The sequence below is a fragment of the Streptomyces sp. NPDC002144 genome (genome assembly GCF_053593695.1).
This window is the reverse complement of sequence record NZ_JBSFDB010000056.1, coordinates 1-21,728: the sequence shown is the minus strand read 5'-3', so window position 1 is coordinate 21,728 and position 21,728 is coordinate 1. Positions and strand designations below refer to the sequence as shown.

The window sequence follows — 21,728 nt, the reverse complement described above, 5'->3', positions numbered from 1 at the left end:
GTCACGCCACTCCTCCATCAGGTCGAGCTGGGGAGGTGTTCCGTGAGGAGCCCTGCTTCGTCCACCAAGGGCCTCCGACTTGCCCGTCGACAGGGCAGGTCCGCTTCGACTCTGCGACGGAGCCAGGCCGGCCGCCGTACGGGGACGCGGCCCTGGGCGGACTTCAGCGGGCGAGCAGTCCGTGGAGAACCACCCTTTCCACAGCCGCGACGAGTTCCGTCACATGGGAGGCGTCGGTGCGGAGTCGGTCCGCGCGCCAGGAGAGGCCTAGAACGCCGTTCATGGCAGCCCACAGCGCGGTGGCGGTGGTGACGGGGTCGAGGTCGGCGGCGAGGGAGCCGTCGGCCACCCCGTCGGCCAGGGCGGCGGCGAGTTTGGCGTTCTGCTCGTCGACGAGCGCGGCGACCCGTTCCAGGGCCGCGGGTTCGTCCGGCGGCTCGGCCAGCAGGCGGAACTGGTGCGGGCGCTCGGCGGCGAAGCGGACGTACGCGGCGGAGGCGGCCCTGATGCGTTCCACCGGGGTGCCCGGGGCAGCGTAGGCGTCGTCCATGTAGGTCCGGTTGTCCTCGAGTGCCCGCTCGGCAACCGCGATGAGAACGGCCGCGCGGCCGCCCACGCGGTTGTACACCGTCTGCACGGCGACATCCGCGCGTTCGGCGATGCCTTCCAAGGTGACCGCGTCGGGGCCTCCGGCGGCCAGCAGCTCCTCGGCGGCGTCGACGATGGCCGCACGGGTTGCGGCGGCCCGACGTGTCGTGCGTGTGACCTTGGTTGTCATGGTCTTCGCTACTTTACGAGGTGCTCGAGCGGCCGGACCCCCTGGGCGGCCTTCTTCAGCCTGGAATTCAGCGGGAACCGGCCTGGTGGCGCTCATGCACCGCCGGGTCGTGCCAGCCTGACGCCGAGGCGAGGCCGAGGGCGCGCTGGACCGTCTGGGGGCGGAGGCCGACACGCTCGACTACCGGCCGGAACAGACCGGGCGCGTTCGCGGTCAGGGCGAGGGACCTGGGGACGACGACGCGGTCCGCACGGCGCTCGATGCCGCGGACGATGCCGGCGATGACCTTCTCCAGCGGCACCATCTTCCAAATCCCCTTGGAGTTGCCGCCCCAGAGGGCGTGCCCGGCCGGGTCCGCGGTCACGTCGTCCATCATCGGAGTGCGGAAGAACGTGGGGTGGGCGCTGCCGACACCGACACCCAGGTGACGAACCTCCAGGCGAAGGCTGTCGCACATCGCCCACACGCCGGCCTTGCTCGCGGTGTAGGAGACCTGGAGCGGCGAGTGCACGAAGGCGGCCATGGAGGAGATCGCGAGGAGATAGCCGCGTTGGGCCTCGACGTGGGGCAGAGCCGCCCGGAAGGTGCGCCAGACGCCGTTGAGGTTGATGTCGATCACCCGCTCGTAGGCGGCAGGGTCAATCGTCGCCAGGGGGGCCATGGTGTCGATGCCCGCGCCGGCGACGGCGACATCGAGGCGCCCGAAGTGCGCGGCGGCCTCGTCCATGGCCGTCTGCAGTCCGGCGAGAGCACGGACGTCCACGCCCCAGCCCCGGGCGACTGTGTCGCCGCCCAGTTTCTCCGCCTGGGCCTGCGCCGCCTCGGCGTCGAGGTCGAGCAGTGCGAGGTTGGCACCCCGCTCGCGCAGGGCGTTGGCCAGGGCGATGCCGAGGCCGCCGGTGGAGCCGGTGAGGGCTACGGTGCGCCCCGCCAGGTCGTAACGGGTCATGACGGTCTACCTCGGTGAGTTGGTCTGCGGGGACTTGCCTGCGGGGTCGGCGGATTCCTCGAGTCGGCGCAGGAGTCGGCGCAGTTCGGGGTGGCGTTCGGCGATGAGATCGGTGACGGGGTTGAGGACGCCGCGCAGGGCCGAAAACGGTACCCATCTGCGGGGGACCATGACACGGGCCGAGCGGTTCTCGATGCCGCGGACGACGGCGTCCGCGACGCGCGTGGGGTCGATGGCCTTGCCGAGCAGGGACGGGAAGGCGATCTCGCGCATGCGGGTGGTGATGTCGCTGCTTCCGAAGGCTGCCTTAGCGATGGGCGTGTGGACCCAGCCGGGGTAGAGCACCCCGGCGCTGGCGCCGTGGATGCCGAGTTCGGCGCGCAGGGCGCGGCCGAACTGCTCGACGCCGGCCTTCGACATGGCGTAGGGGGCGTTGGTCATGCCGTTGAAGTAGGCGTACACCGAAGCGGTGACCAGGACGTGCCCGCGCGCCGCGACAACGTGCGGCAGTGCGGCGCGAGCGGTGCGCCAGACGCCCAGCAGGTCCACTTCGACGACGCGCTCGAACACGGCCGGATCGATGGTGGCGATCGTCGCCGGCGGATCGGCCGCGATCCCCGCGTTGGCGAAGACGACATCCAGGCCGCCGAACCGGTCGACCGTACGGTCCACCGCGTCGGCCAGTGCGGCGCTGTCGGTGACATCCACCGACAGCGCCAGTGTCCTGTCGCCCCCGAGGCTGCGGGCGAGGGCCGATGTGGCGTCGATGCCACGGTCGGCGAGGACCACGTTGGCTCCGCGCGAGTGCAGCGTGCGGGCGGTGGCCGCACCGATGCCTCCGGCTGCGCCGGTGATGAAGACGGTCTTCCCCGAGATCGGGTAGGTGGGCATCTCGTACCTCTTTCAGGGTGTCGTGGGTCCCGGGGCTTCACCGAGTGCGGAGCCGATGGGCACGTGCCGGGCCAGGAAGGCGAGCTGGTCCGTGACAACGCGTTCGAAGGGCTCGCCGAGGTAGATGTCGAAGTGGCCGTCGGAGTAGCGGCGGATCTCACCGCGTGGGGCCCTGCGGGCATGGCGCAGGGTCTGCCGCGCGGGGGCCACGCTGTCGTGCTCGCATACGCAGAACAGCACCGGGCATGCGATCTTCGCGGTCCGGCGGCCCGGCCGGTAGCGGAGGATGTCCAGGGCGAACCGCGCCGCAACCTGGTTGGAGAAGGGCGCGTCGTCGGGCACGAGGGCCAGGTAGCCGGGCTCGGCGTCCGCAGCGGTCATCAACGCGGCTGATCCGGGCGGCCCCGCCGTCGCGACCATGACGGGAGGGCGCCCAAGGCGGGCGCCGACCACGTCACGGACCGCTCGGGCCATCACTTTCACCGAGGTGTCCGGGCGCATCGCCAGGGCAGAGGCGACACCGTCGGTGAACAGGCCCTGGGCGATGACGGCGGCGACGGCCGGGTCCTGGGCGGCTGTCGCCAGGACATGGCCACCGCCGAAAGAGGTGCCCCACAGGACCACACGCCGAGGGTCGGTCTCCGACCGGGAGCGCGCGTACGCCACGGCGGCCCGCCAGTCCTGGAGCTGCCGCCTGATGCTCAGGAGCTGTCGCGGCTGGCCGCCACTGGCCCCGAAGTGCCGGTAGTCGAACACCAGACACGCGTAGCCGACGGCGGCGAAACGCTCGGCATAGGCATCCAGCCGCATCTCGCGGACCCCGCCGAGACCGTGTGCCATGACCACCACGGGACGCCGCCCCCCGCCCTCGGGCAGGTACAGCCAGGCGTGACACTCGTCCGACCCCGAAGGAAACGTCACATTCAATCGGTCGGTCATAGGACCTCCGTAACAACCGCTCACCTTGTTGGGGTCGCGAAAAGTTGGAACTACTTACAACATTAGAAGTTAATCCAACATTGCGGGGCTGTAAAGCAAAGCGACGGCAACGAACCAGAGCGTGGCTACAGAGCCCAGTGGTGACGTGACGGGAGTACTGCACGCGGGCCGCGCCCCTCATGGCAGGTGTGTCGTTGCCCCCTGCGCCTTCAGCGCATCTTGGGCGCGGCTTCCCGTCAAAGGAAACCGTGATCCTCACATCTGGGAGCAGACGAACGCCCGTCTCATGGAGCTGATCGAGCCCGTGGGCAACCTGAGGCCGAGGTGCCGCCGACACCATCTCGCGGACGCACTGCGTGTGCGGTACCCGGAACTCGGCGAGATGGACGCCAAGGTAGGAGTCCCACCCTGCTTACGGCCTCCGTTACGCGGAAGCCGCCCAGGACGTCTTCGACCGGCTTTCCGCATCGACGTCAAGGAGCTCGTCGCATCGCACCACAGCAGGCTCCCGTCGCCCCGGCGGCATCGCCTGGCGCCTCGGCTCCGGACTCAGACCGCTGCCCAGTGGCGGTCGAGGGGCTCGTTCAACATCTGCAGGGCGTGCTCGCGCAGCCGAGCCAGATCCTCCGCCGTGCCCTGAGGAAGAGCCGCCCAGTGGCGATGGGCCGCGCGCAGGGCCGTGCCGACGGCACCGACGACGAGGAAGGGGCGCAGGTCGGTGTCCGGGTCGACACCCTCGCGCTCGGCGAGCTTGCGCGCGAGACGGTCCTCGATCGACAGGGCACGCTGATAGTGGGCGGCCAGCAGCGGCGGGGAATTCTCCAGCAGCCACACGATGCGCGTCCACAGCTCCCCCGTGCCGTCGTCGGCCTGCATCAGCTGCTCTACGACGGCACGGGTCGCGTTCGCGAGCGCGGTGACCGGCGGCTCCTCGGCCGGGCGCGCCTCCAGGGCGGGAACGCCGGCCTCGTCGGCCTCGGTGATCAGGGCCAGGGCGACCTCGTCCTTGGTGGCGAAGTAGCGGAAGAAGGTGCGGGGAGCGACCTCGGCGGCTTCGGCGATCTCGGCGACGGTGGTCTCGTCGTAACCACGTTCCACGAACAGGGTCACGGCGGTCGAGATGATCGCATACCGGGTGCGCAACTTCTTGCGCTCCCGCAGACCGGGCTTCGCCGCAGTCGTCATATCGTCCTGCCTCCGCTCTTTCCGCAGGAAGTCTGCCACAGGCCACAAGGAGAGGCCGGGGCCCGCCGTCCCCACGAGGGCCCCGGCCAGACGGGGAGCGTCAGAAGAAGACCCGCCCGGCGTCGCTCAGGCCGGGCGGTGCGCTCCCCGTGTCTAGGGGCGGGCCGCTGGACCCGCCTGACAGCACGTCAGATGTGCACTGCCGCGCCTTCGACCTTGCGGCCCTGCTTGGTCAGCAGACCGATCGCGGCGCCCACGATGGCGACGATGCCGGCGACGACGAACGCGAGACTCATGCCGTCCATGAAGGCGTGGTGCGTGATGTCCGTGATGACCTCGGCGACGGGCGCCGGGCTCTTAGGGGCGACCGGGGCGACGCCGACGGAGACCGCCTCCTTGGCCTGGTCGAGCTGCTCGCCGCGGAGCGGGGGCAGGTGGGCGTCCGACCAGCGATCGGTGAAGACGTCGTCGACCTTGGCGGTCATCACCGCGCCCAGGACCGCGGTGCCGAGGGTTCCGCCGACCTGCATGGCGGTGGACTGCAGACCGCCGGCCACACCTGCCAGCTCGACCTCGGCGTGGCCGACGATGACCTCGGTGGCGCCGACCATGATCGGGGCCAGGCCGAGGCCCAGCATGCCGAACCACACCAGGGTGTCGTTGGCGCCCGAACCGGTGTCGAGGCCGCCGAGACCGAACAGGGCTCCGGCCGTCACGAGCATGCCGACGACGATCGGCGGCCGTGGGCCGAACCGGTTGATGAGCACACCGGCCAGCGGTGAGCCGACAACCATCAGGCCCGTAAGGGGGAGCATCCGCACGCCGGCGTCGACGGCGCTCATGCCGTGCACGTTCTGCAGGTAGAAGGTCATGTAGAACATGGCGCCGAAGAGGCAGAAGGCCAGCATCAGTATCAGTACGGTGCCCGCAGACAGGGGCAGTGAGCGGAACAGGCGCAGCGGCAGAAGCGGCTCCTTCGTGCGGCTCTCACGCAGCACGAACAGCAGGCCCACGACCAGGGCGGCGCCAAAGAAGGCAAGGGTCTTCGTGTCGCCCCACCCGTAGTCGGGGGCCTTGATCAGGGCCCACACCAACAGGAACAGGGTGCCGGACAGCAGCACGATCCCGGGGACGTCGAAGGACTTGGAGTCCTGGTCGCGCTCGGTGTCCTTCAGGAACAACAGACCCATGACGAGGGCGACGATGCCGACGGGCACGTTGACGTAGAAGCAGGACTCCCAGTTGATGTGCTCGACGAGCAGACCGCCGACGATCGGGCCGGCCGCGGTGGACGCGGCGACCACCGCGCCCCAGATGCCGATCGCGGAGTTCAGCTTCTCGGGCGGGAACGTGGAGCGGATGATGCCGAGCGCGGTCGGCTGGAGCATCGCGCCGAACAAGCCCTGCAGCACGCGCAGGCCGATCATGACCTTGATGTCACTGGTCAGGCCGATGCCGACGGAGGAGGCGACAAAGCCGACCGCGCCGATCAGGAAGACCCTCGTGTGGCCGAAGCGGTCGCCGATCTTGCCGACGGTGATCAGGCTGACCGCGAGGGCCAGCAGGTAGGCGTTGGTCACCCACTGGATGTCGGACAGTGAGGCGTCCAGGTCCTTCTGGATGGCCGGGCTGGCGATGGCGACGATCGTCCCGTCCAGCGCGACGAGCATCACGCCGAGCGCGACGGCCAGCAGCGACAGCCACGGATGGCCGCGCAGTCGGCGAATGCCCGGGGCGGCTGGGGCCGGCTTCTGGACGGAAGCCTCGGCAAGGGTCGGCTTGCTCACGGTGAGGGGTCTCCTGAACTCGCGGTTCGATCGGATGAGCTCAGGTTATGACACTGAGTGCCATGTGACAGTTGACTGCCACCTTAATTCGGAGTGACATATGGCACGTGATGCCGTCATGACAGGAGGCTCGGCGGCTGCCCAGCGAGGTCGGCGAGCAGCTCCGCGGCCCGGAAGCGGCAGGTGCGCAGCGGCACACCCAGCTCCCATGCGTCTGCCTCATCGATGGCGCCGACGCACAGGACTGCGGCAGTCCCGTCATCGATGCGGGCCCTCGTGGAGCGTGGACGGCGCAGACGTCCGCCGCGAAGCTCTCGGGCCGTGGCCCCGACGTACGCGAGGGGCAGAGGCAGGGTCGACACCAGCAGCGGGAAGTCGAACTTGGCGTCGTGGGTGAGGACAAGCCTGATGGGCGGCTCTTGGTGCCGTTTTCCAGGGCCTTCGACGGCGGGCGCGGGGCCGGGTCTCCCGCTGCGGCCAACCCGTTGGCCGCTCCACGATCGTCTCGATCAACGACCACCGAGCATGCGGGAGCACCTGACACTTGCGGCACGACACTGCAGGCCAAGCACGGCAACGCGCTTGGCATCGTCGACCAGTCGGCCGCGGTCGGGGCCCTGCCGCTGGCCGTCGCCCACCATGGACTGCCAGGTCGCCTATCTGCAAAAGATCGGCGCCGGTCCACCCACCTCTGGAACAGCATGACGCCGTAGAAGTTCGCCACGCCCACCAGGCCATCACGGCAAGGCCAGTTGGTATTCCCCGAAAGCGCTGCGGATGCCGACCACGAGCCCGTGCGGCCGGGGATCGTACGCATGGCGGGCCGTACGGGCGGCGGGCTGCCGTCGGCTTGGACCTTCAGCGACGGGTGGCGCAACCTCCGTCCCCGCCCGTCGAAGGTGCGTGTCCTGGACGAGCTCGACGGGAGCACCCTTGCCCAGGGTGCGGCAGGCAACTACCAGCACCCCGGGCACGGGTCGGGCCGTCCGGTCGCCTGGTGCCCAGTCCTACGACGGAGGCCGCGCTTAACTCACCCGGCAGCGGCAGGCTGCGGGGCTGGGGCGGTGGCCGGCGGGTGCGTGAGGTCGTAGGCGCTCTCCGCGTGCAGGTGGACGTCGACGCCCTCGCGCTCCGCCTCGGGGTGGACCCGCAGGCCCATCGTCTTGTCGAGCGCCTTGGCGATGAGCCAGGTGATGGCGAAGGAGTAGGCGAGTACGGCGAAGGCGCCCACGGCCTGCTTGCCGAGGAGGGAGAGACCGCCGCCGTACAGGAGGCCGTCGACGCCGTTGGGGGCGTCCGACGTGGCGAGGACGCCGACCAGGAGGGTGCCGGTGACGCCTCCGACGAGGTGGATGCCGACGACGTCGAGGGAGTCGTCGTAGCCGAACTTGTACTTGAGGCCGACGGCGAGGGCGCACACTCCGCCGCCGATGGCACCGAGGACGAGCGCGCCGACCGGGGAGACCGCGCCGCAGGACGGGGTGATGGCGACGAGTCCGGCGATCGCGCCGGACGCGGCGCCGAGGCTGGTGGGGTGGCCGTCGCGGAGCTTCTCGACGAGGAGCCAGCCGAGCATCGCCGAGCAGGTGGCGGTGAAGGTGTTCAGCACGACGACCGAGGCGGCGTTCGAGGACGTCAGGGCGGAGCCGCCATTGAAGCCGAACCAGCCGAACCAGAGCAGGCCCGCGCCGAGCATCACCAGAGGGAGGTTGTGGGGCCGTTCCTGGGCGCCCTCCTTGCCCCAGCCGATGCGCTTGCCGAGGACAAGGATCACGGCGAGGGCGGCGGCGCCGGAGTTGATGTGGACGGCCGTGCCGCCGGCGAAGTCGATGGCGCCGAGCTTGTTGACGATCCAGCCGCCGGTCACGTTCTTGCCGTCGAAGGCGAACACCCAGTGGGCGACCGGCAGATAGACGAGGGTGACCCAGACACCAGTGAAGGCCATCCAGGCGCCGAACTTGATGCGGTCCGAGATGGCGCCGCAGATCAGGGCGGCGGTGAGAGCCGCGAACAGGGCCTGGAAGGCGACGAAGACGGAGAGCGGGATGACGGCCTTCGGGTCGTCCTTCATGACGCCGCCGAGGCCGATGTACTCGGTGACGTCCCCGAGGATCCCGGCGCCGCCGATCGAGTCGCCGAAGGAGGCCGAGTAGCCGTAGACGACCCAGATGCAGCCGACGAGGGCCACGGCCCCGAAGGTCATCATGATCATGTTGAGGACGCTCTTGGCGGCGACCATGCCGCCGTAGAAGAGCGCGAGGCCGGGCACCATGAGACAGACCAGGGCCGTGCTCGCGAGCATCCAAGCGGTACTTCCGGTGTCCATGCGCACACTCCGCGGAGAGGTCCAGCTACAGGAGACTTCGTTTCACCGCAGTAGACCGAAGGTGAGTTACAGGACACGCTCCTGGCCGATTAAAGCCGGGTTTCAGTGCTGTGGGCTGTCCCCGAAGGCCGTCGCCGTCAGGAAGCGGATCGGCAACTCCACCAGCCGCTCCGGGCCGTGCGGGGCCTCGCCGTCGAACTGGAGGGCGTCGCCGGGGCGCAGCGTGTACCGGGATTTGCCGTGCCCGTAGACCATCTCGCCCTCCAGCATGTAGAGGAGCTCGGTGCCGGCGTGCTGGAAGAGCGGGAAGACCTCGCTCTGTTCGGTCAGCGTGACCAGCAGGGCGTCCATCCGCTTGTGCGCGCCGCGCAGCGAGCCGAGCTGGGCGTACTCGTGGCCGACCTTGGTGCCGCGCCGGACGATCCGGGCGCCGTGCCCGGCGGGGACGAAGACGGCCTCCCGTTCGTCGTCCATGCCGCGGAACAGGGCGGTGACCGGGACATCGAGACCGCGCGCGAGCCGGGAGAGGGTGGTGAGGCTGCACGCGGTCTGGGCGTTCTCGATCTTCGACAGCATGGCCTTGGAGATGCCGACCCGCTGCGCCATCTCCCCGACCGACAGCCCCGCCGCCTGCCGGTACTCACGGGCCCGGACCGCGATGATGCGCTCCAGGGCCTTGTCGTCGAGGTCCGCCGTGGGTTCCGGTTGATCGGTCACCGCCGCATCCTACGCGGTGGGCTGCAGGCGGAAGCGGTCGTGGGGCTCGGCACGGCCCGTGGCGAGATCGGCGGCCATCGCGCCGATGAGCGGGGTGAACTTGGCGCCCTGGCCGGAGCACGGGGAGACGATGACCAGCGGGCCGTGCCGGTCGAGGACGAAGTCGTCCTTCGGGGCGGTGGTGTACAGACAGGTCGCCTCCGCGACCGGGTCGGGGCCGAGGCCGGGCAGTCGGTCGCGGACGAAGTCACTCACGCGGGTGCGCGACGACGGGTCGACGACACCGTTGCGGGTACTGGCGGTGGTGGGGGTGCCCCGGTCGTGCTCGGCGATCTTCATGGCGGGCAGCGGGCCGCCGTCGCCGCCGGACGGCAGACCGTACGTCTGCATGGTGTCGTCCTTGAAGACCAGCGTCGGCCACACGACCGAGGGGTCGCGCTGACGGAAGTGGAAGACCTGCTGCTGGGTCACCTTCAACAGCGGCAGCGGGACCGGCAGTCCGAGCTCGGGCAGCCAGGCTCCGGCGGCGATCACCACGGTGTCGGCGGTCAGTTCACGGCCGTCGTCCGTGCGCAGGAGCACCTTATGCCCCACCTCGAAGCCGGTCACCCGCACCCCGATCCACGCGTCCGCACCGTGCTCGATGGCCCTGCGCACACACGCCGCGACCGTCTCGTCGGCGTCGATCACCCCGGCGCCCGGGTGGTGGAGGACCGGTCCGTCGAAGCGGACGTAGGGCCAGCGCTCCGACGCCTCTTCGGCGGAGAGCACTTCGTGCGGCACACCGGCCTTCCCCAACACCTGGCCCAGGCCCTTCGGGTCACGTCCCGCCCCGAAGTCGAGCCCACCGGTCAGGCGCAGCAAAGGAGTCGAGCTGTCGCGCTCCAGCTCACGCCACTCCTCGTACGCCTGCCCGGTCAGGTCCACGTACAGAGCCTCGCCGTACGCCCGTCGGAAGATCCGCGAGCTGCCGTGCGAACTCCCCCGCTTGTGGCCGATGTCGTACGCCTCGATCAGCGTGACCTCGTGGCCGCGGCGGGCCAGTTGCCAGGCGGTGGCCGCACCCATCAGACCGGCACCCACGACTGCGATCACAGGCCCTCCCCGGGGACCCAGTTCGTGCCCGCGAGTGGGACACGGGCCATGGCGGCGGACTCGATCGTCAGCGCCACCAGGTCCTCGGGCTCAAGATTCAGCAGGTGCCCCTTGCCGCAGGCGCGGGCGAGGGTCTGCGCCTCCATGGTCATCACCCGCAGGAAGTTGGCGAGCCGGCGACCGGCGTCGACGGGGTCGAGGCGGGCGGCGAGTTCCTCGTCCTGGGTGGAGATGCCGGCCGGGTCGCGGCCGTCCTGGTAGTCGTCGAAGTAGCCTGCGGCGGAGCCGAGTTCGCGGTACTCGGCGTCGTACTTCGGGTGGTTGTCGCCGAGCGCGATCAGTGCCGCCGTGCCGATGGCGACCGCGTCCGCGCCGAGCGCGAGGGCCTTGGCCATGTCGGCGCCGCCCCGGATGCCGCCGGAGACGATCAGCTGGACCTCGCGGTGCACGCCCAACTCCTGCAAGGCGCGCACGGCTTGGGGCAGCGCGGCGAGGGTGGGGATGCCGACGTGCTCGATGAAGACGTCCTGGGTGGCGGCCGTGCCGCCCTGCATACCGTCGACGACCACGACATCGGCGCCGGCGTGCACGGCCAGCTTGACGTCGTAGTAGGTCCGGGTCGCGCCGACCTTCACATAGATCGGCTTCTCCCAGTCAGTGATCTCACGCAGCTCCAGGATTTTGATGGCGAGGTCGTCGGGGCCCGTCCAGTCGGGGTGGCGGCAGGCGCTGCGCTGGTCGACACCGACAGGCAACGTCCGCATCCCCGCGACCCGTTCGGTGATCTTCTGGCCGAGCAGCATGCCCCCGCCACCGGGCTTGGCGCCCTGGCCGAGGACGACCTCGATGGCGTCGGCCGCCCGCAGGTCGTCCGGGTTCATACCGTAGCGCGACGGCAGATACTGATAGACGAGGTGCTTGGAGTGGCCGCGCTCCTCGGGCGTCATCCCGCCGTCACCGGTGGTCGTGGACGTGCCCACCTCGCTGGCCCCGCGCCCGAGGGCCTCCTTGGCCTGGGCGGACAGGGCGCCGAAGCTCATGCCGGCGATGGTGACGGGGGTGGCGAGCCGCAGGGGGTTCTTGGCGTGCCGGGTGCCGAGCACGACGTCTGTGTCACAGCGCTCGCGGTAACCCTCCAGCGGATAGCGGGACATGGAGGCGCCGAGCAGCAACAGATCATCGAAGTGTGGAAGCTTCCGCTTCGCGCCCCAGCCACGGATGTCGTAGATGCCGGTCTCGGCGGCGCGCTGGATGGCGTGGATGGTGGCGCGGTCGAAGGTCGCCGACTCACGCAGACCGTGGGATGCGGTGTCCATGGTTGTTCGAACTCCCTCAGAACGACTAGTACGACGCCGTGTTGTCGACCTTGAAGTGGTACAGCTCGCGGGCCGAACCGTAACGGCGGAAGTCCGCCGGGTCCTCGTCCCGCTCAGCCGCTTTCAGCAGTTCGGCAAGTTCCGCTAGGTGTTCGGGACGCATCTCCTTCTCGACGCAGTCGGCACCGAGAGACTTGACCGTGCCGCGGATGTAGAGGCGTGCCTCGTACAGGGAGTCCCCGAGCGCGTCTCCCGCGTCCCCGCAGACCACCAGCCGCCCGGCCTGCCCCATGAAGGCGCTCATGTGGCCGACGTCTCCGCCGACGACGATGTCCCCGCCTTTCATGGAGATCCCACAGCGGGCGGACGCATCCCCGTCGATCACAAGCAGCCCTCCGCGGGCAGTGGCCCCGGCCGACTGGGAGGCGTTGCCGCGCACGCGCACCGTGCCGGACATCATGTTCTCGGCGACCCCGGTACCGGCGTTGCCGTGGATAGTGACTGTGGCGCGCTGGTTCATGCCGGCGCAGTAGTAACCGACGTGCCCTTCGATGTCGACGACCAGGTCCTCCCGGATGCCGCAGCCCACAGCGTGCGCGCCGCGCGGGTTGAGAACGCGCCAGGATGTGGCCTCAGGGGCGTGCAGGGCCTGGTTGAGTTCCCGCACGGACGTGGCGGCCAGGTCGATCAGCGTCGCCATACGTACACCTCTTCCGGCTCGGGTTCGAAGATGCGGGCGTTTTCGATGCCGGGCAGGACGTCCAGCGCCCGGTACTCGGAGGCCATCGCCACCCATGCGCCGGTCTCGGCGACGAGTGCCGGCTTGCAGGCGATGGCGTCGCGGACCACCGCGAAGCTGTCACTCGTGGCGACAAGCAAGGTGTAGAAGCCGTCGAACCGCTCACACAACAGCCGCAATGCCTTTTCCAGTTCAGTGCCCTGCGCCAGCTGATGGGCGACGAAGCGGGCGCCGACCTCGGAGTCGTTGTCGCTGTCGAATTTCACTCCCTGGGCGCGTAGTTCACGTCGGATGGTGGCGTGATTGGCGAAGGAGCCGTTGTGCACGAGACACTGTCCGGGGCCGACGGAGAAGGGGTGGGCGCCCTCGGGTGTCACGGCAGACTCGGTGGCCATGCGGGTGTGGCCCACACCCTGCCAGCCGGTGACCGAGGCGAGCTCGAAGGAGTTCGCCAACTCCCCCGGGCTCCCCGTGCCCTTGAGTACGGCCATGTCGGTGCCGGAGCCGATGACCGTGGCGTGCGGCAGTGTGTCGGCGACCGCGGCGAGCAGCCCCGGGTCCGCGTGCACCACCGTCGTTGCGCCGGCCGCGACGGCCACCGCGCCCGGGAGCACAGCTTCTGCCTCGGCGGGCGTGACACCGAGCAGCGAGACGACTTCACGGTCTGGAGGGGAAAGGCGTGGATCGCCGTAGACCGCGACACCGGCCGAGTCCGGTCCGCGTTCGACCATCTGGACGAGCATCGCGCTCAGCAGCTCACCGAGCCGTGGTTGGAGGGAGCGCTCGCGCAGATGGAGCCCCACGATTCCACACATCTGAAGTCCTTTCAGGGGGAGGTCGCAAGGCGCAGACGGTCAGAAGGCGGTCAGGTAGCGGTCCAGCTCCCAGGGACCGACCGTGGAGTGCCAGTCGAAGAACTCCTCGCGCTTGAGGTCGGCGAAGTACCGGCTCACCCCCGCGCCGGCCGCGTCCAAAGCGCCGCTGATCACGTCGTCCGCCTGGAGCGCATCGACGGCGTGCAGCAGGGTGGGCGGGAGTTCGGGTCCCTTGCCTGCGGCGCCGGGCTCGCCGGGGTCGAGGCCGCGCTCGATGCCGTCGAGGCCTGCGGCGAGGGCCGCGGCAGCAGCGAGGTAGGGGTTGGCGGCACCGTCACCGCCGCGCAACTCGATACGGTTGCCGTCAGGGACGCGGACGAAGTGGGTACGGTCGTTGCCCCCATAACTGGCCAGACGCGGCGACCAGGTGGCACCCGAACGGGTCGACAGCGCGCCGGTGCGCTTGTAGGAGTTGACCGTGGGTGCGATGACCGCCTGAAGTGCCCGTGCGTGCTCGACGATTCCTGCGACGAAGGAGTAGGCAAGCGGCGAAAGCCCCAGACCGCGCTCGTCGGTGGCGTCGGGGAAAGCGGGCTCGTCGCCACGCCAGAGCGACATATGCAGGTGCATGCCCGTACCGGTGCGGTCGGTGAACGGCTTCGGCATGAACGTGGCCGTCATACCGCGCAGTTCGGCGAGCACCGACACCAGATACCGCGTGGTGATGACCCGGTCGGCGGTGGTGAGGGCATCGGCGTACTGGAAGTTCTGCTCGAACTGGCCATTGCCGTCCTCGTGGTCGTTAGCGTAGTTGCCCCAGCCGAGGGAGTTCATGGCACTGGAGACCGCGGCGAGATGGTCGTACATCCGAGTCAGCCCGCGTGCGTCGTAACAGGGCTGAGCAGCGGTGTCTTTGGCGTCGGCGACCCTGAGCACGCCGTGCTCGTCCCGGTTGACAAGGAAATACTCCACCTCGGCACCCACGAACATCGACAGGCCGTGGGCCGCCGCGCGCTCCAGCAACCTCCGAAGGATGATGCGCGGGGCATACGGCCAGGGCTCGCCCTCCACGTACGGGTCGCAGTGGACCAGGGCGAGGCCCGGCTTAACGAAGGGGACGGGGGTGTACGAGCGGGCGTCCGGTCGGGCGATGACGTCCGGGTCGCTGGGCTGCTGGCCGAGCGCACCGGCCGCGTACCCGGCGAACCCGACGCCCTCGTCACGCAGTTCCTCGACAGCCTGGGCCGGCACCAGCTTGGCGCACGGCTTGCCGGTCAGGTCGACGAAGACGGCTAGAACGAACTCGGTGTTATCGGCATGAACCAGCTCCGCGAGATCGGGATCGGTCCGCACGGGTTCCTCCCTGCCCAGTAGAAGATGTTTCCTGTAGTGAACCGCTGTTGCATATGAGTAGACGCGTTCGGTATTACAGGATGATTTCCGTTTGGCAAGGTCTCCGTTAGCCGACGCGCTCGGACGCAGCGCACGGGCCAAACGAGTACCGGGTGCGGGAGCGGCCTGCTGGTGATGACGTGGCGCAGCAGTTCGGGACTCCAGCCGCTCTCCAGCATCACGGTCACCACTCGGCCCGTGTCGGTCAGCGCCTTGCCGGTCAGCATGAACTCGGGGCGGCTGTTTGCGATGCCGAGCAGCAGGCGGATCCCGGGATGCAGCTCGTCGGCAGGCGGATCCCGGCACACGAAGATCTTCGACTACAGCGCCGGCCATCCTGATCAGGGCATGCGGCACGGTGACGTGGCCGCCCTCGCCCTCGACACGTGGCTCCGTGCCCGGGGCTGTTCAGCCGACCGCAAGCCGCCCCGGACTCAAGCACCATCGGGGAACCGGTCAAGCTCCCCGCAGCCGCATCGGGTACGGCATCACCTATTCCGGCTCGCCTGCCCGGACATCACCCGGGCCTCTGACCTCGCTCGGGCCTTCGCAGATCTGGTGCGTCACCGGCGCGGATACCTGCTGCTGGAGTGGATCCGGCAGGCCGAGCAGGACGCACCGAAGCCCATGAAGGGGTTCGCCGACTTCCTCCGCCAGGACCTCGACGCGGTGACGGCCGGCTTGACCCTGCCCTGGAGCTCTGGAGCCGTCGAAGGGAAGGGCCTTCCCCCAAGGCCGGGTAGTTAGCGTTTTCGCAGGTCACGCAAGTGAGGCTGGGGACCATGCTGTTGCGGCGTAGAGGCCGGGGCCGAGTTTGTGGAGGCCGCCGGTGGCCCATCGATTCAGTTGTCTGTACATGGTTTCCAGGGTGACATCGCCGAAGTGGGCGGCGATCTCACGGGGTTGCCACAGACGCGTGGGGTCTTCCTGGAGCAGGGCCAGGATGCGGTGTCGGCGCCGCGCGGAAGGGCTGGCGTGTCGGTCGTCCCGGGAGGCCGTGCAGCGCGGGTTGATCCACGGGTTCGATGACGGTGACGTCGAGGCGGGTGACGGTGTGGCTTGTGCCGCGCCGGCCGTCGGCGTGGCGCTCGCTGTAGCGGGACATCGGTGACTTGACCTTGCGGGTGCTGACCCGGTGCCTGCGGGGCGGGAGCAGACCGGTCAGGATCCGACGGCCGATCATCCCCAGGAGAGTGTCCCGACCGGTGTCCGCGCTGACGATGCCGTTGGCCTGGATCACCTGGTCGCGGGCGGTGTGGAGCGTGATGTTGAAACAGCAGCGGTCCGGGTCGGTGCCACGACTGCCGTCAGCTCCCCCAGATGCCCAGGAGCGAACCGGCCTCCGGCCACAGTGACCGTTCGGGTGATGGCCGCCAGCGCAGACGGCAGGACACAATGACGGGGCAACGGAGCTCCTTCGGGACAAGCTGTCTTGGTCGACTGCCTGTACCAACGAGCTCCGTTGCTCTGCGTCGGAAATCCTTCAACTCACTTGCGTCACCTGCGATGACGCTAACTACCCGGCCTTGGGGGAGGCCCCGCAAAGGTGGACACGCGTTCGGGTCGTTATGCGGCCAGCGTGAGCCTAGCTGATTCTTGCTGGTGTCGGTGTTCGTAGTCGACGGGGCTGAGGTGTCCGTTGGCGGAGTGCCTGCGGCGGGTGTTGTAGCAGGTGAGCCACCGGAAGACGGTGCGTCCTCAGAGTTGCGCTCCCAGGTAGTGGTGGGCGCCGCGAAGGGTCTCCCGCACCAGTACCCAGGTTCCGCAGCGGGCGCTGAGCTATGTGCTGCCGGCCGTCCGGATGGCGGCCCGGCTGGCCGCGGCCGGGCACCGGGCCCTCCACCTCCAGGTCGTGCTCGCCGCCGCCCTCAACGGCCCCATCAACGGCCTCACCGCCTCCGCGGTGGCCGAGGAGAGCGGGTTGCTCACCCGGTGCCTCGACCGGCTCCTGACTGATCCCGCACCGCTACGACATCTACGGCACCCAGACCCCGCCCGGTGTCCTGGCCGCGCTGGAGGACCTGGTGCGCACCCTCACCCCGCAGAAGCGGGCGCGCGTCCTGGAGCGGCTCGGCGGCAAGGGCGGCGCGACCGCCAAGGAGCAGACCCTGCTGTACGCGGCCGCCCACGTCCTCCTCCACGACCGCGCCGCCGTCCCGCTGGAGCTGGAGCGGGGCACCGCCGTCCCGTCCGACGCCAGAGTGATCGACATCGGTGGTCTGCAGGAGCGCCACTTCCACGACGTACGACGCCTGTTCGCATCCGGGGCGGCGCAGGGGCCCGGGGCGCTGGTGCTGACCCGGCACGCGGTGCCGCCGTACACCATGGCACGCGGCGCAGACGTCGGCCTGCGCCCGTTCCTGGACGGGACGAGCCCGCACGACAGGCTACTGGCCCCCGCCGCCCGACACGATCTACGACTGCTGCACACCGAGTTCCCCTCCGACGAACTGCACGACGTCCTCACCGTGCGACGGGAGACGCTGCGATGACCAACATGCCCGGCTCAGCCGCACTGCTACGACGCCCCGCGGCCCCGGCACTGCCCGACCGCAATCGGTCGGACATCGGACTGTCGACCACACCACCGTCCAGCCGGGCGAATTTGCGGGCGACCTCACCTGCCATCGCATGAAGATCAACAGTCATCCTGCGTACACAACCACACGAAGTGGACCACAGCCGGAACTCGTGAACAACGCCAGCGCTGCCGAAGCTTGAGGCCGTTCCCGGCAAGCATCGACGGCAGGACAGCAGGTCTGCCTACTCCTGAACCCGGTCGGCGCACGCCCGAATTTCCTCCAGCAGCTGTGGGTAGTGCTCGCCGAACGTGCCCACCGCGTGCCACACCGCGTCCAGCGCCGCCCTCAACGGATCGGGCCCGGCGGCGGCGAGCACGGCGGGGAGAGCGAAGTGCGGCTGTGAGATCCGCTCGGGGCCCCGCGAAGTGCCGGAGGCGTGCACCGACGCCGTCGCGCTGTGCCCTCCACGCCCGGTCGGTGTCGGCCTGCCCTCGGCGGCCACCGTCGCTACGAACGCACCCAACGCCCGACCGAGGTCCCGCCGCCTCCGCCCGTTGTCCCCCGACTCCGCGGCCGGCAGCCGCGTCCATCCGGCCACTGCCGGGGGCGTCTGTGGACGGTATGGCGGCCGCTCGGGAGGTACCGCCTTGAGCACCGACCGATCCGGGACCTGTGGATCAGAGCGCAGCGTCTGCCACATCCGGGCCGTGTCGTCGAACGGTGGCGGCAGCGGACGTCTCTCCGTCAACGCGGTGAGTGCCTGGGTCACCCACGAAACGCCGATCAGACCCGCCACCTCGCAGGCCCGCCGGGCAGCCAACAATGCCACCGCGCGCTGGACCTCGGAACCTGCGGTATCAAGCGCGTGCACCAGATCACTGTCGAAGCGGAGCAGCCCGCGGACATTGCCGCCGACGCCACGCAATCCCTCGCTCGGCAGCCGACCGCCCCACTCCCATCGCTCGTGGTGCAGTCGCCGCTCCTCGGCGGCCCGCTCCTCCGCCTGACGGGCCAGGCGTTCGCTCTCGACACGCTGCTCGGGTGTGGGCGGTGGTGGAAGTTCGCGCGCGTAGTGGTGCCAGTAGGCGGCGTACTGTGAGGTCTGACGGACCACACGGTCTGCGCGAGGGGGCGCGGGCCAGAACTGCAGGAGGTAGCTGTCCGCCCGCGGCTCCCCGGACACTCTGGTGTCCAGCTTGCGTCCCTCGTCCATCCGCTGAGCGCAGTACCGCACCCGGTAGTCAGTCCGGGCGAGATGCAGGTCCCATACGGCCTCACCCGCCCACTGCACCAAACTGGTGCGTTGCGACACCGGGCAAAAGGACACCTCCACCACGTCCTCCCAGGCCGGATCCAGCAAAGGATCCTCGTCGTGGACCTCCACGACGAAACCAACGTTGCCCGTGTGCAGCCCCGTGATCAACCAGAGCACACCCGGAACCGCCGCCCCGCACAGCCCCGCGCTCTGGCCAGCGAACGCCTCGGAAAGGTCCGGGACCGCATTGTCTGGATCACTCTCAACATAGATCTGACCGTAGTGAACGTGCACCTCGCCTACGACCGGCCTGCGCACAGCACCCCTCCCCTCATAGCCGACGGCCCCGAAAACCCTCGGTCGGACGGGCCGTCACATGCCCCGCATGATGCCGTAGGCCACTGACAACCGGTCCGACCACAAGCCGGACTTGCCGCAGAGCCCGCCTGTCCCACTGCCAGCAAGGGCCCCGAGCGGGAGAGGCCACCAGCACCGCGAACACCAGGAACGAGTTCGCCCACGGCCACGGCATGCGGCGCCGCCGCTCCCGAGGACAGAGAAAGGCTCACCTCCAGCACGTCCTGACAGCCATCGCCGTCGCCATGCGCGCCTCAGCGGCCTGCCACCGGCCCAGGAAGTTCCCCACGCCACGCCACGCCAGCCGACTGCCTTCCGCAACCACCCCGACCTGCGCGAGATCCCTCGCCTGCAGTCCCGGCAAACCCCCGGGAGTTGACTCCGCCGACACCAAGATCTCCGACAGAGTCACGTCAGGGCGGCGTTCATTCGCCGAGCTCGCGCCGCATCGCGTCACGCCGCGCGAGCGCCTCGTCCAACTCGGCCTGCATCGGATTTCTCTCGCCGTCAGGCATGCGGCTCCCGATGGGCGGCAGGAGCCTGGACATGCCACAGGGCAATACGGCGGCGCGCAAGATCAACATCGATGATCTTCACGGTGAGAGCGTCGCCGACCTCGATGGCGTCTTGGGACGATTCATCAAGCTCGCTGGTGTGCACCAGCCCCTCGAAGCCGTCCTCTCGTTGTTCGATGCGGACGAAGACGCCGAACGGCATGATCTTGGTGACCGGTCCGGTGACCACCTGGCCGATCCTCTGCACTACCTGCGGCCACGGGTCTTCCTGCACTGCTCGGAGTGACAGCGGCACCCGTTCCCCGACCATGTCGACATCGAGGACTTCGGCGGTGATCTCCTGACCGACGCTGACGACGTCGGACGGGTGGTTGAACGGACGCCAGGACAATTCCGGCATATTGATCATCGCGGTGAAGCCGCCGATGTCCACGAAGGTGACGCCAAAGCTTGCGATGGTCGTCACCGTGCCCGTGACGACCTGGCCGCGCCGCAGGGTCTTCAGGAAGGCCCAGTCCCGGTCGCTTGGCGTCGGATCAGTCTGCCAGCGTGCGCGCAGAACGCCGTCGCTGTCCGGCAGTACAGCGGTGAACAGCGGGCGCCGCTCATCGGCGGTCAGGGACACGACGGCGGCGGCAGATGCGCGGTGAACGTGGGAGGTCACCGCCTCGAACTGGGTCTCGTCCACGACCGTGCTGGTGATCCGCCCGTCCACGTCCGCCCAGATGATTTCTACCAATCCCTCCCCGGGCAGAGCGGCCATGGCCGCGTCGACGTCCGTGAGCAGGTCCGGCCAGACCGCCAACCGGGAGCGGGGGATCAGCTGGGAGCGCACTGCCTCGATGTTGTCGCGGGTGAGGCGGTGCCATCGGGAGGCGTTGGCGGCGTAGGTCTCCTCCAGGAATGTCGCGCGGTGGGCGCTGACGGTCCAGTGCAGGCGGGCCCAGAAGTCGGCGTCGGCCGGGCGCCGCACCTGCTGTGGGTCGTCGGGGGCGAAGTCGTACGGCGATGCGTCAAGGCGTTCGGGGAACAGACCGAGCGAGCGGGTGTGGGCCAGCGCCTCTTCGCAGGGCCGGCTGCTGCCGACGTAGAGGTACTGGTCCCAGCCGACGTGCACCGCGAACGCTCCCTCCGCCTCCAGACGGCACCAGGCGCCGTCGCCGCGGAGCATGGCCCGCACGAGTTCCAGGCCGACCGCGGTCGGCACCAGCGCACCGTCGTGGAACCCGGCGAGGCCGGCCGGAAAGAGATCTGTCAGACCGTAGCCGGCGACCGGTGGTTGCAGACCGCAGTGGACGAAGCCGCCGAGCTGCGGCTCGCGGATGGCCAACTGGTCGACGCCGGAGTCCTCGGCGAAGGCGGCGACGGCCTGCAGGTAGGCGGCTTCGACCGGTCCGTAGTCGCTGGTTGCGGGCTCCGTTCCGGCGTAGTGCCCATACTGGTCGCGGTCGGCGGGGTCGTACCTGGTGACCTGATAGACGTAGGGCAGCACGTTATCGCCCGCCGGAGGTCGACGGCGTGGCTGCGTTCTGGTGGCGGTCAAGGACGCGGCAGGCGATGGCGCGGCTGACAGAGAAGAGCTTGGCCAGGTCGGCCCGGTACCAGGACCCGTTCCAGCGGCCCGGCTGCGTGCTGTGGCTCATCGGGCGAGTGTGCCGCGCCGAACCATCCCGCTCAACTGTGTTCCTCTGGCGCGCTTCCAGTCGGAGTGCGGTTCACCGGTCAGGCTCGTACGGCGAGATCGTCCAGCGCAGTACCGCTTCGCCTGCGCGGGCTTCGAGGGCAGCGGGGGTAGACATGACCGTACGCCCGCTCTCCGCGGTGGCGCATGGAGTGATCCCCGGGATCCCAGCCAAGGCCGAGGACTTGGCAGGCATCGAGGTCGACGGTGCCCGCGAGCAGTGGGTGGCTCCATCCGGCCCGGTCGAATCGGTGGAAGTCGCTGTGGGCGTCGACGCCGACCATCGGACCGGGGCCTACCACCGGCGGCGTCACCCTTGCCTGCCGCAGGGCGGGTGCCGGGTTCAGACGTAGGTCCTGCGCCACTGGTCGGCCGTGATCGTGGGTGATGACGGTGTGGAGGTACCGTTCGATCCCGTCGCCTGGTTCGGTCAGGCAACGGATGCTGTGGACGGGGTGGCAACTGCGGC

At 69.5% G+C, this 21,728-nt stretch carries 18 protein-coding genes and 1 pseudogene; 1 reads left to right on the top strand and 18 read right to left on the bottom strand.

What is annotated here, in order from left to right; genetic code table 11:
- Positions 1–163 precede the first annotated feature (163 nt).
- From ACWCQ1_RS44020 to ACWCQ1_RS43955, 14 genes are all read right to left on the bottom strand, one after another.
- Positions 164–778 (bottom strand): TetR/AcrR family transcriptional regulator, encoded by a 615-nt coding sequence (locus ACWCQ1_RS44020; RefSeq protein WP_451029118.1) that lies wholly within the window; start codon positions 776–778, stop codon positions 164–166.
- Between the two features lie 67 nt (positions 779–845).
- A complete protein-coding gene (locus ACWCQ1_RS44015) occupies positions 846–1,727 on the bottom strand; it encodes an SDR family NAD(P)-dependent oxidoreductase (protein ID WP_451029117.1) in 882 nt (293 codons plus the stop codon).
- A gap of 6 nt (positions 1,728–1,733) precedes the next feature.
- The gene (locus tag ACWCQ1_RS44010) at positions 1,734–2,618 is read right to left on the bottom strand and encodes a short-chain dehydrogenase/reductase (protein ID WP_451029116.1); all 885 of its coding nucleotides are present in this window, start codon (positions 2,616–2,618) and stop codon (positions 1,734–1,736) included.
- A 12-nt stretch (positions 2,619–2,630) separates the two neighbouring features.
- On the bottom strand, positions 2,631–3,557 hold the full coding sequence (locus ACWCQ1_RS44005) for an alpha/beta hydrolase (RefSeq protein ID WP_451029115.1): 927 nt from the start codon (positions 3,555–3,557) through the stop codon (positions 2,631–2,633).
- A 549-nt stretch (positions 3,558–4,106) separates the two neighbouring features.
- Entirely contained in the window at positions 4,107–4,742 is a 636-nt protein-coding gene (locus ACWCQ1_RS44000) for a TetR/AcrR family transcriptional regulator (RefSeq protein WP_451029114.1), read from the bottom strand.
- A gap of 188 nt (positions 4,743–4,930) precedes the next feature.
- Positions 4,931–6,529: an MFS transporter gene (locus ACWCQ1_RS43995; RefSeq protein ID WP_451029113.1), complete on the bottom strand. Its 1,599-nt coding sequence runs from the start codon at positions 6,527–6,529 to the stop codon at positions 4,931–4,933.
- A 1,030-nt stretch (positions 6,530–7,559) separates the two neighbouring features.
- On the bottom strand, positions 7,560–8,855 hold the full coding sequence (locus ACWCQ1_RS43990) for an ammonium transporter (RefSeq protein WP_451029112.1): 1,296 nt from the start codon (positions 8,853–8,855) through the stop codon (positions 7,560–7,562).
- Positions 8,856–8,957: 102 nt separating this feature from the next.
- Positions 8,958–9,572, bottom strand: coding sequence for a helix-turn-helix domain-containing protein (locus tag ACWCQ1_RS43985; RefSeq protein WP_451029111.1), 615 nt, complete (start codon positions 9,570–9,572; stop codon positions 8,958–8,960).
- 9 nt (positions 9,573–9,581) lie between these two features.
- The gene (locus tag ACWCQ1_RS43980) at positions 9,582–10,667 is read right to left on the bottom strand and encodes an FAD-dependent oxidoreductase (protein ID WP_451029110.1); all 1,086 of its coding nucleotides are present in this window, start codon (positions 10,665–10,667) and stop codon (positions 9,582–9,584) included.
- Positions 10,664–11,983 (bottom strand): FMN-binding glutamate synthase family protein, encoded by a 1,320-nt coding sequence (locus ACWCQ1_RS43975; protein WP_451029109.1) that lies wholly within the window; start codon positions 11,981–11,983, stop codon positions 10,664–10,666. Before ACWCQ1_RS43975 ends, ACWCQ1_RS43980 begins: the two co-directional genes overlap by 4 nt.
- 25 nt (positions 11,984–12,008) lie before the next feature.
- Entirely contained in the window at positions 12,009–12,683 is a 675-nt protein-coding gene (locus ACWCQ1_RS43970) for a GltB/FmdC/FwdC-like GXGXG domain-containing protein (RefSeq protein ID WP_451029108.1), read from the bottom strand.
- The gene (locus ACWCQ1_RS43965; RefSeq protein WP_451029107.1) at positions 12,671–13,537 is read right to left on the bottom strand and encodes a class II glutamine amidotransferase; all 867 of its coding nucleotides are present in this window, start codon (positions 13,535–13,537) and stop codon (positions 12,671–12,673) included. Before ACWCQ1_RS43965 ends, ACWCQ1_RS43970 begins: the two co-directional genes overlap by 13 nt.
- A 39-nt stretch (positions 13,538–13,576) precedes the next feature.
- Complete coding sequence (gene glnT, locus ACWCQ1_RS43960; protein WP_451029106.1) at positions 13,577–14,890, bottom strand: type III glutamate--ammonia ligase; 1,314 nt, start codon at positions 14,888–14,890, stop codon at positions 13,577–13,579.
- Positions 14,891–15,688: 798 nt separating this feature from the next.
- On the bottom strand, positions 15,689–15,943 hold the full coding sequence (locus ACWCQ1_RS43955; RefSeq protein WP_451029141.1) for a helix-turn-helix domain-containing protein: 255 nt from the start codon (positions 15,941–15,943) through the stop codon (positions 15,689–15,691).
- A gap of 1,010 nt (positions 15,944–16,953) precedes the next feature.
- Between ACWCQ1_RS43955 and ACWCQ1_RS43950 the strand changes: the two genes are divergently transcribed.
- Positions 16,954–17,421, top strand: a complete 468-nt coding sequence (locus tag ACWCQ1_RS43950; protein WP_451029105.1) for a hypothetical protein — start codon at positions 16,954–16,956, stop codon at positions 17,419–17,421.
- A gap of 271 nt (positions 17,422–17,692) precedes the next feature.
- Here ACWCQ1_RS43950 and ACWCQ1_RS43945 read toward each other — a convergent pair whose 3' ends face one another.
- The 4 genes and pseudogenes from ACWCQ1_RS43945 to ACWCQ1_RS43930 all read right to left on the bottom strand — a co-directional run.
- Entirely contained in the window at positions 17,693–19,024 is a 1,332-nt protein-coding gene (locus ACWCQ1_RS43945) for a hypothetical protein (protein WP_451029104.1), read from the bottom strand.
- Positions 19,025–19,570: 546 nt separating this feature from the next.
- On the bottom strand, positions 19,571–21,070 hold the full coding sequence (locus ACWCQ1_RS43940) for a S1 RNA-binding domain-containing protein (RefSeq protein WP_451029103.1): 1,500 nt from the start codon (positions 21,068–21,070) through the stop codon (positions 19,571–19,573).
- A 1-nt stretch (position 21,071) separates the two neighbouring features.
- The gene (locus ACWCQ1_RS43935) at positions 21,072–21,221 is read right to left on the bottom strand and encodes a hypothetical protein (protein WP_451029102.1); all 150 of its coding nucleotides are present in this window, start codon (positions 21,219–21,221) and stop codon (positions 21,072–21,074) included.
- A gap of 79 nt (positions 21,222–21,300) precedes the next feature.
- A pseudogene (locus tag ACWCQ1_RS43930) lies at positions 21,301–21,728 on the bottom strand (hypothetical protein); the annotation flags it as partial.

Bases quoted from the DNA above. Each gene is read 5' to 3' on its own strand.
- ACWCQ1_RS44010 (WP_451029116.1), bottom strand. From the start codon at position 2,618: ATGCCCACCTACCCGATCTCGGGGAAGACCGTCTTCATCACCGGCGCA.
- ACWCQ1_RS43965 (WP_451029107.1), bottom strand. From the start codon at position 13,537: ATGTGTGGAATCGTGGGGCTCCATCTGCGCGAGCGCTCCCTCCAACCA.
- ACWCQ1_RS44015 (WP_451029117.1), bottom strand. From the start codon at position 1,727: ATGACCCGTTACGACCTGGCGGGGCGCACCGTAGCCCTCACCGGCTCC.
- ACWCQ1_RS43935 (WP_451029102.1), bottom strand. From the start codon at position 21,221: ATGAGCCACAGCACGCAGCCGGGCCGCTGGAACGGGTCCTGGTACCGG.
- ACWCQ1_RS44005 (WP_451029115.1), bottom strand. From the start codon at position 3,557: ATGACCGACCGATTGAATGTGACGTTTCCTTCGGGGTCGGACGAGTGT.
- ACWCQ1_RS43990 (WP_451029112.1), bottom strand. From the start codon at position 8,855: ATGGACACCGGAAGTACCGCTTGGATGCTCGCGAGCACGGCCCTGGTC.
- ACWCQ1_RS43970 (WP_451029108.1), bottom strand. From the start codon at position 12,683: ATGGCGACGCTGATCGACCTGGCCGCCACGTCCGTGCGGGAACTCAAC.
- ACWCQ1_RS44020 (WP_451029118.1), bottom strand. From the start codon at position 778: ATGACAACCAAGGTCACACGCACGACACGTCGGGCCGCCGCAACCCGT.
- ACWCQ1_RS43975 (WP_451029109.1), bottom strand. From the start codon at position 11,983: ATGGACACCGCATCCCACGGTCTGCGTGAGTCGGCGACCTTCGACCGC.
- ACWCQ1_RS44000 (WP_451029114.1), bottom strand. From the start codon at position 4,742: ATGACGACTGCGGCGAAGCCCGGTCTGCGGGAGCGCAAGAAGTTGCGC.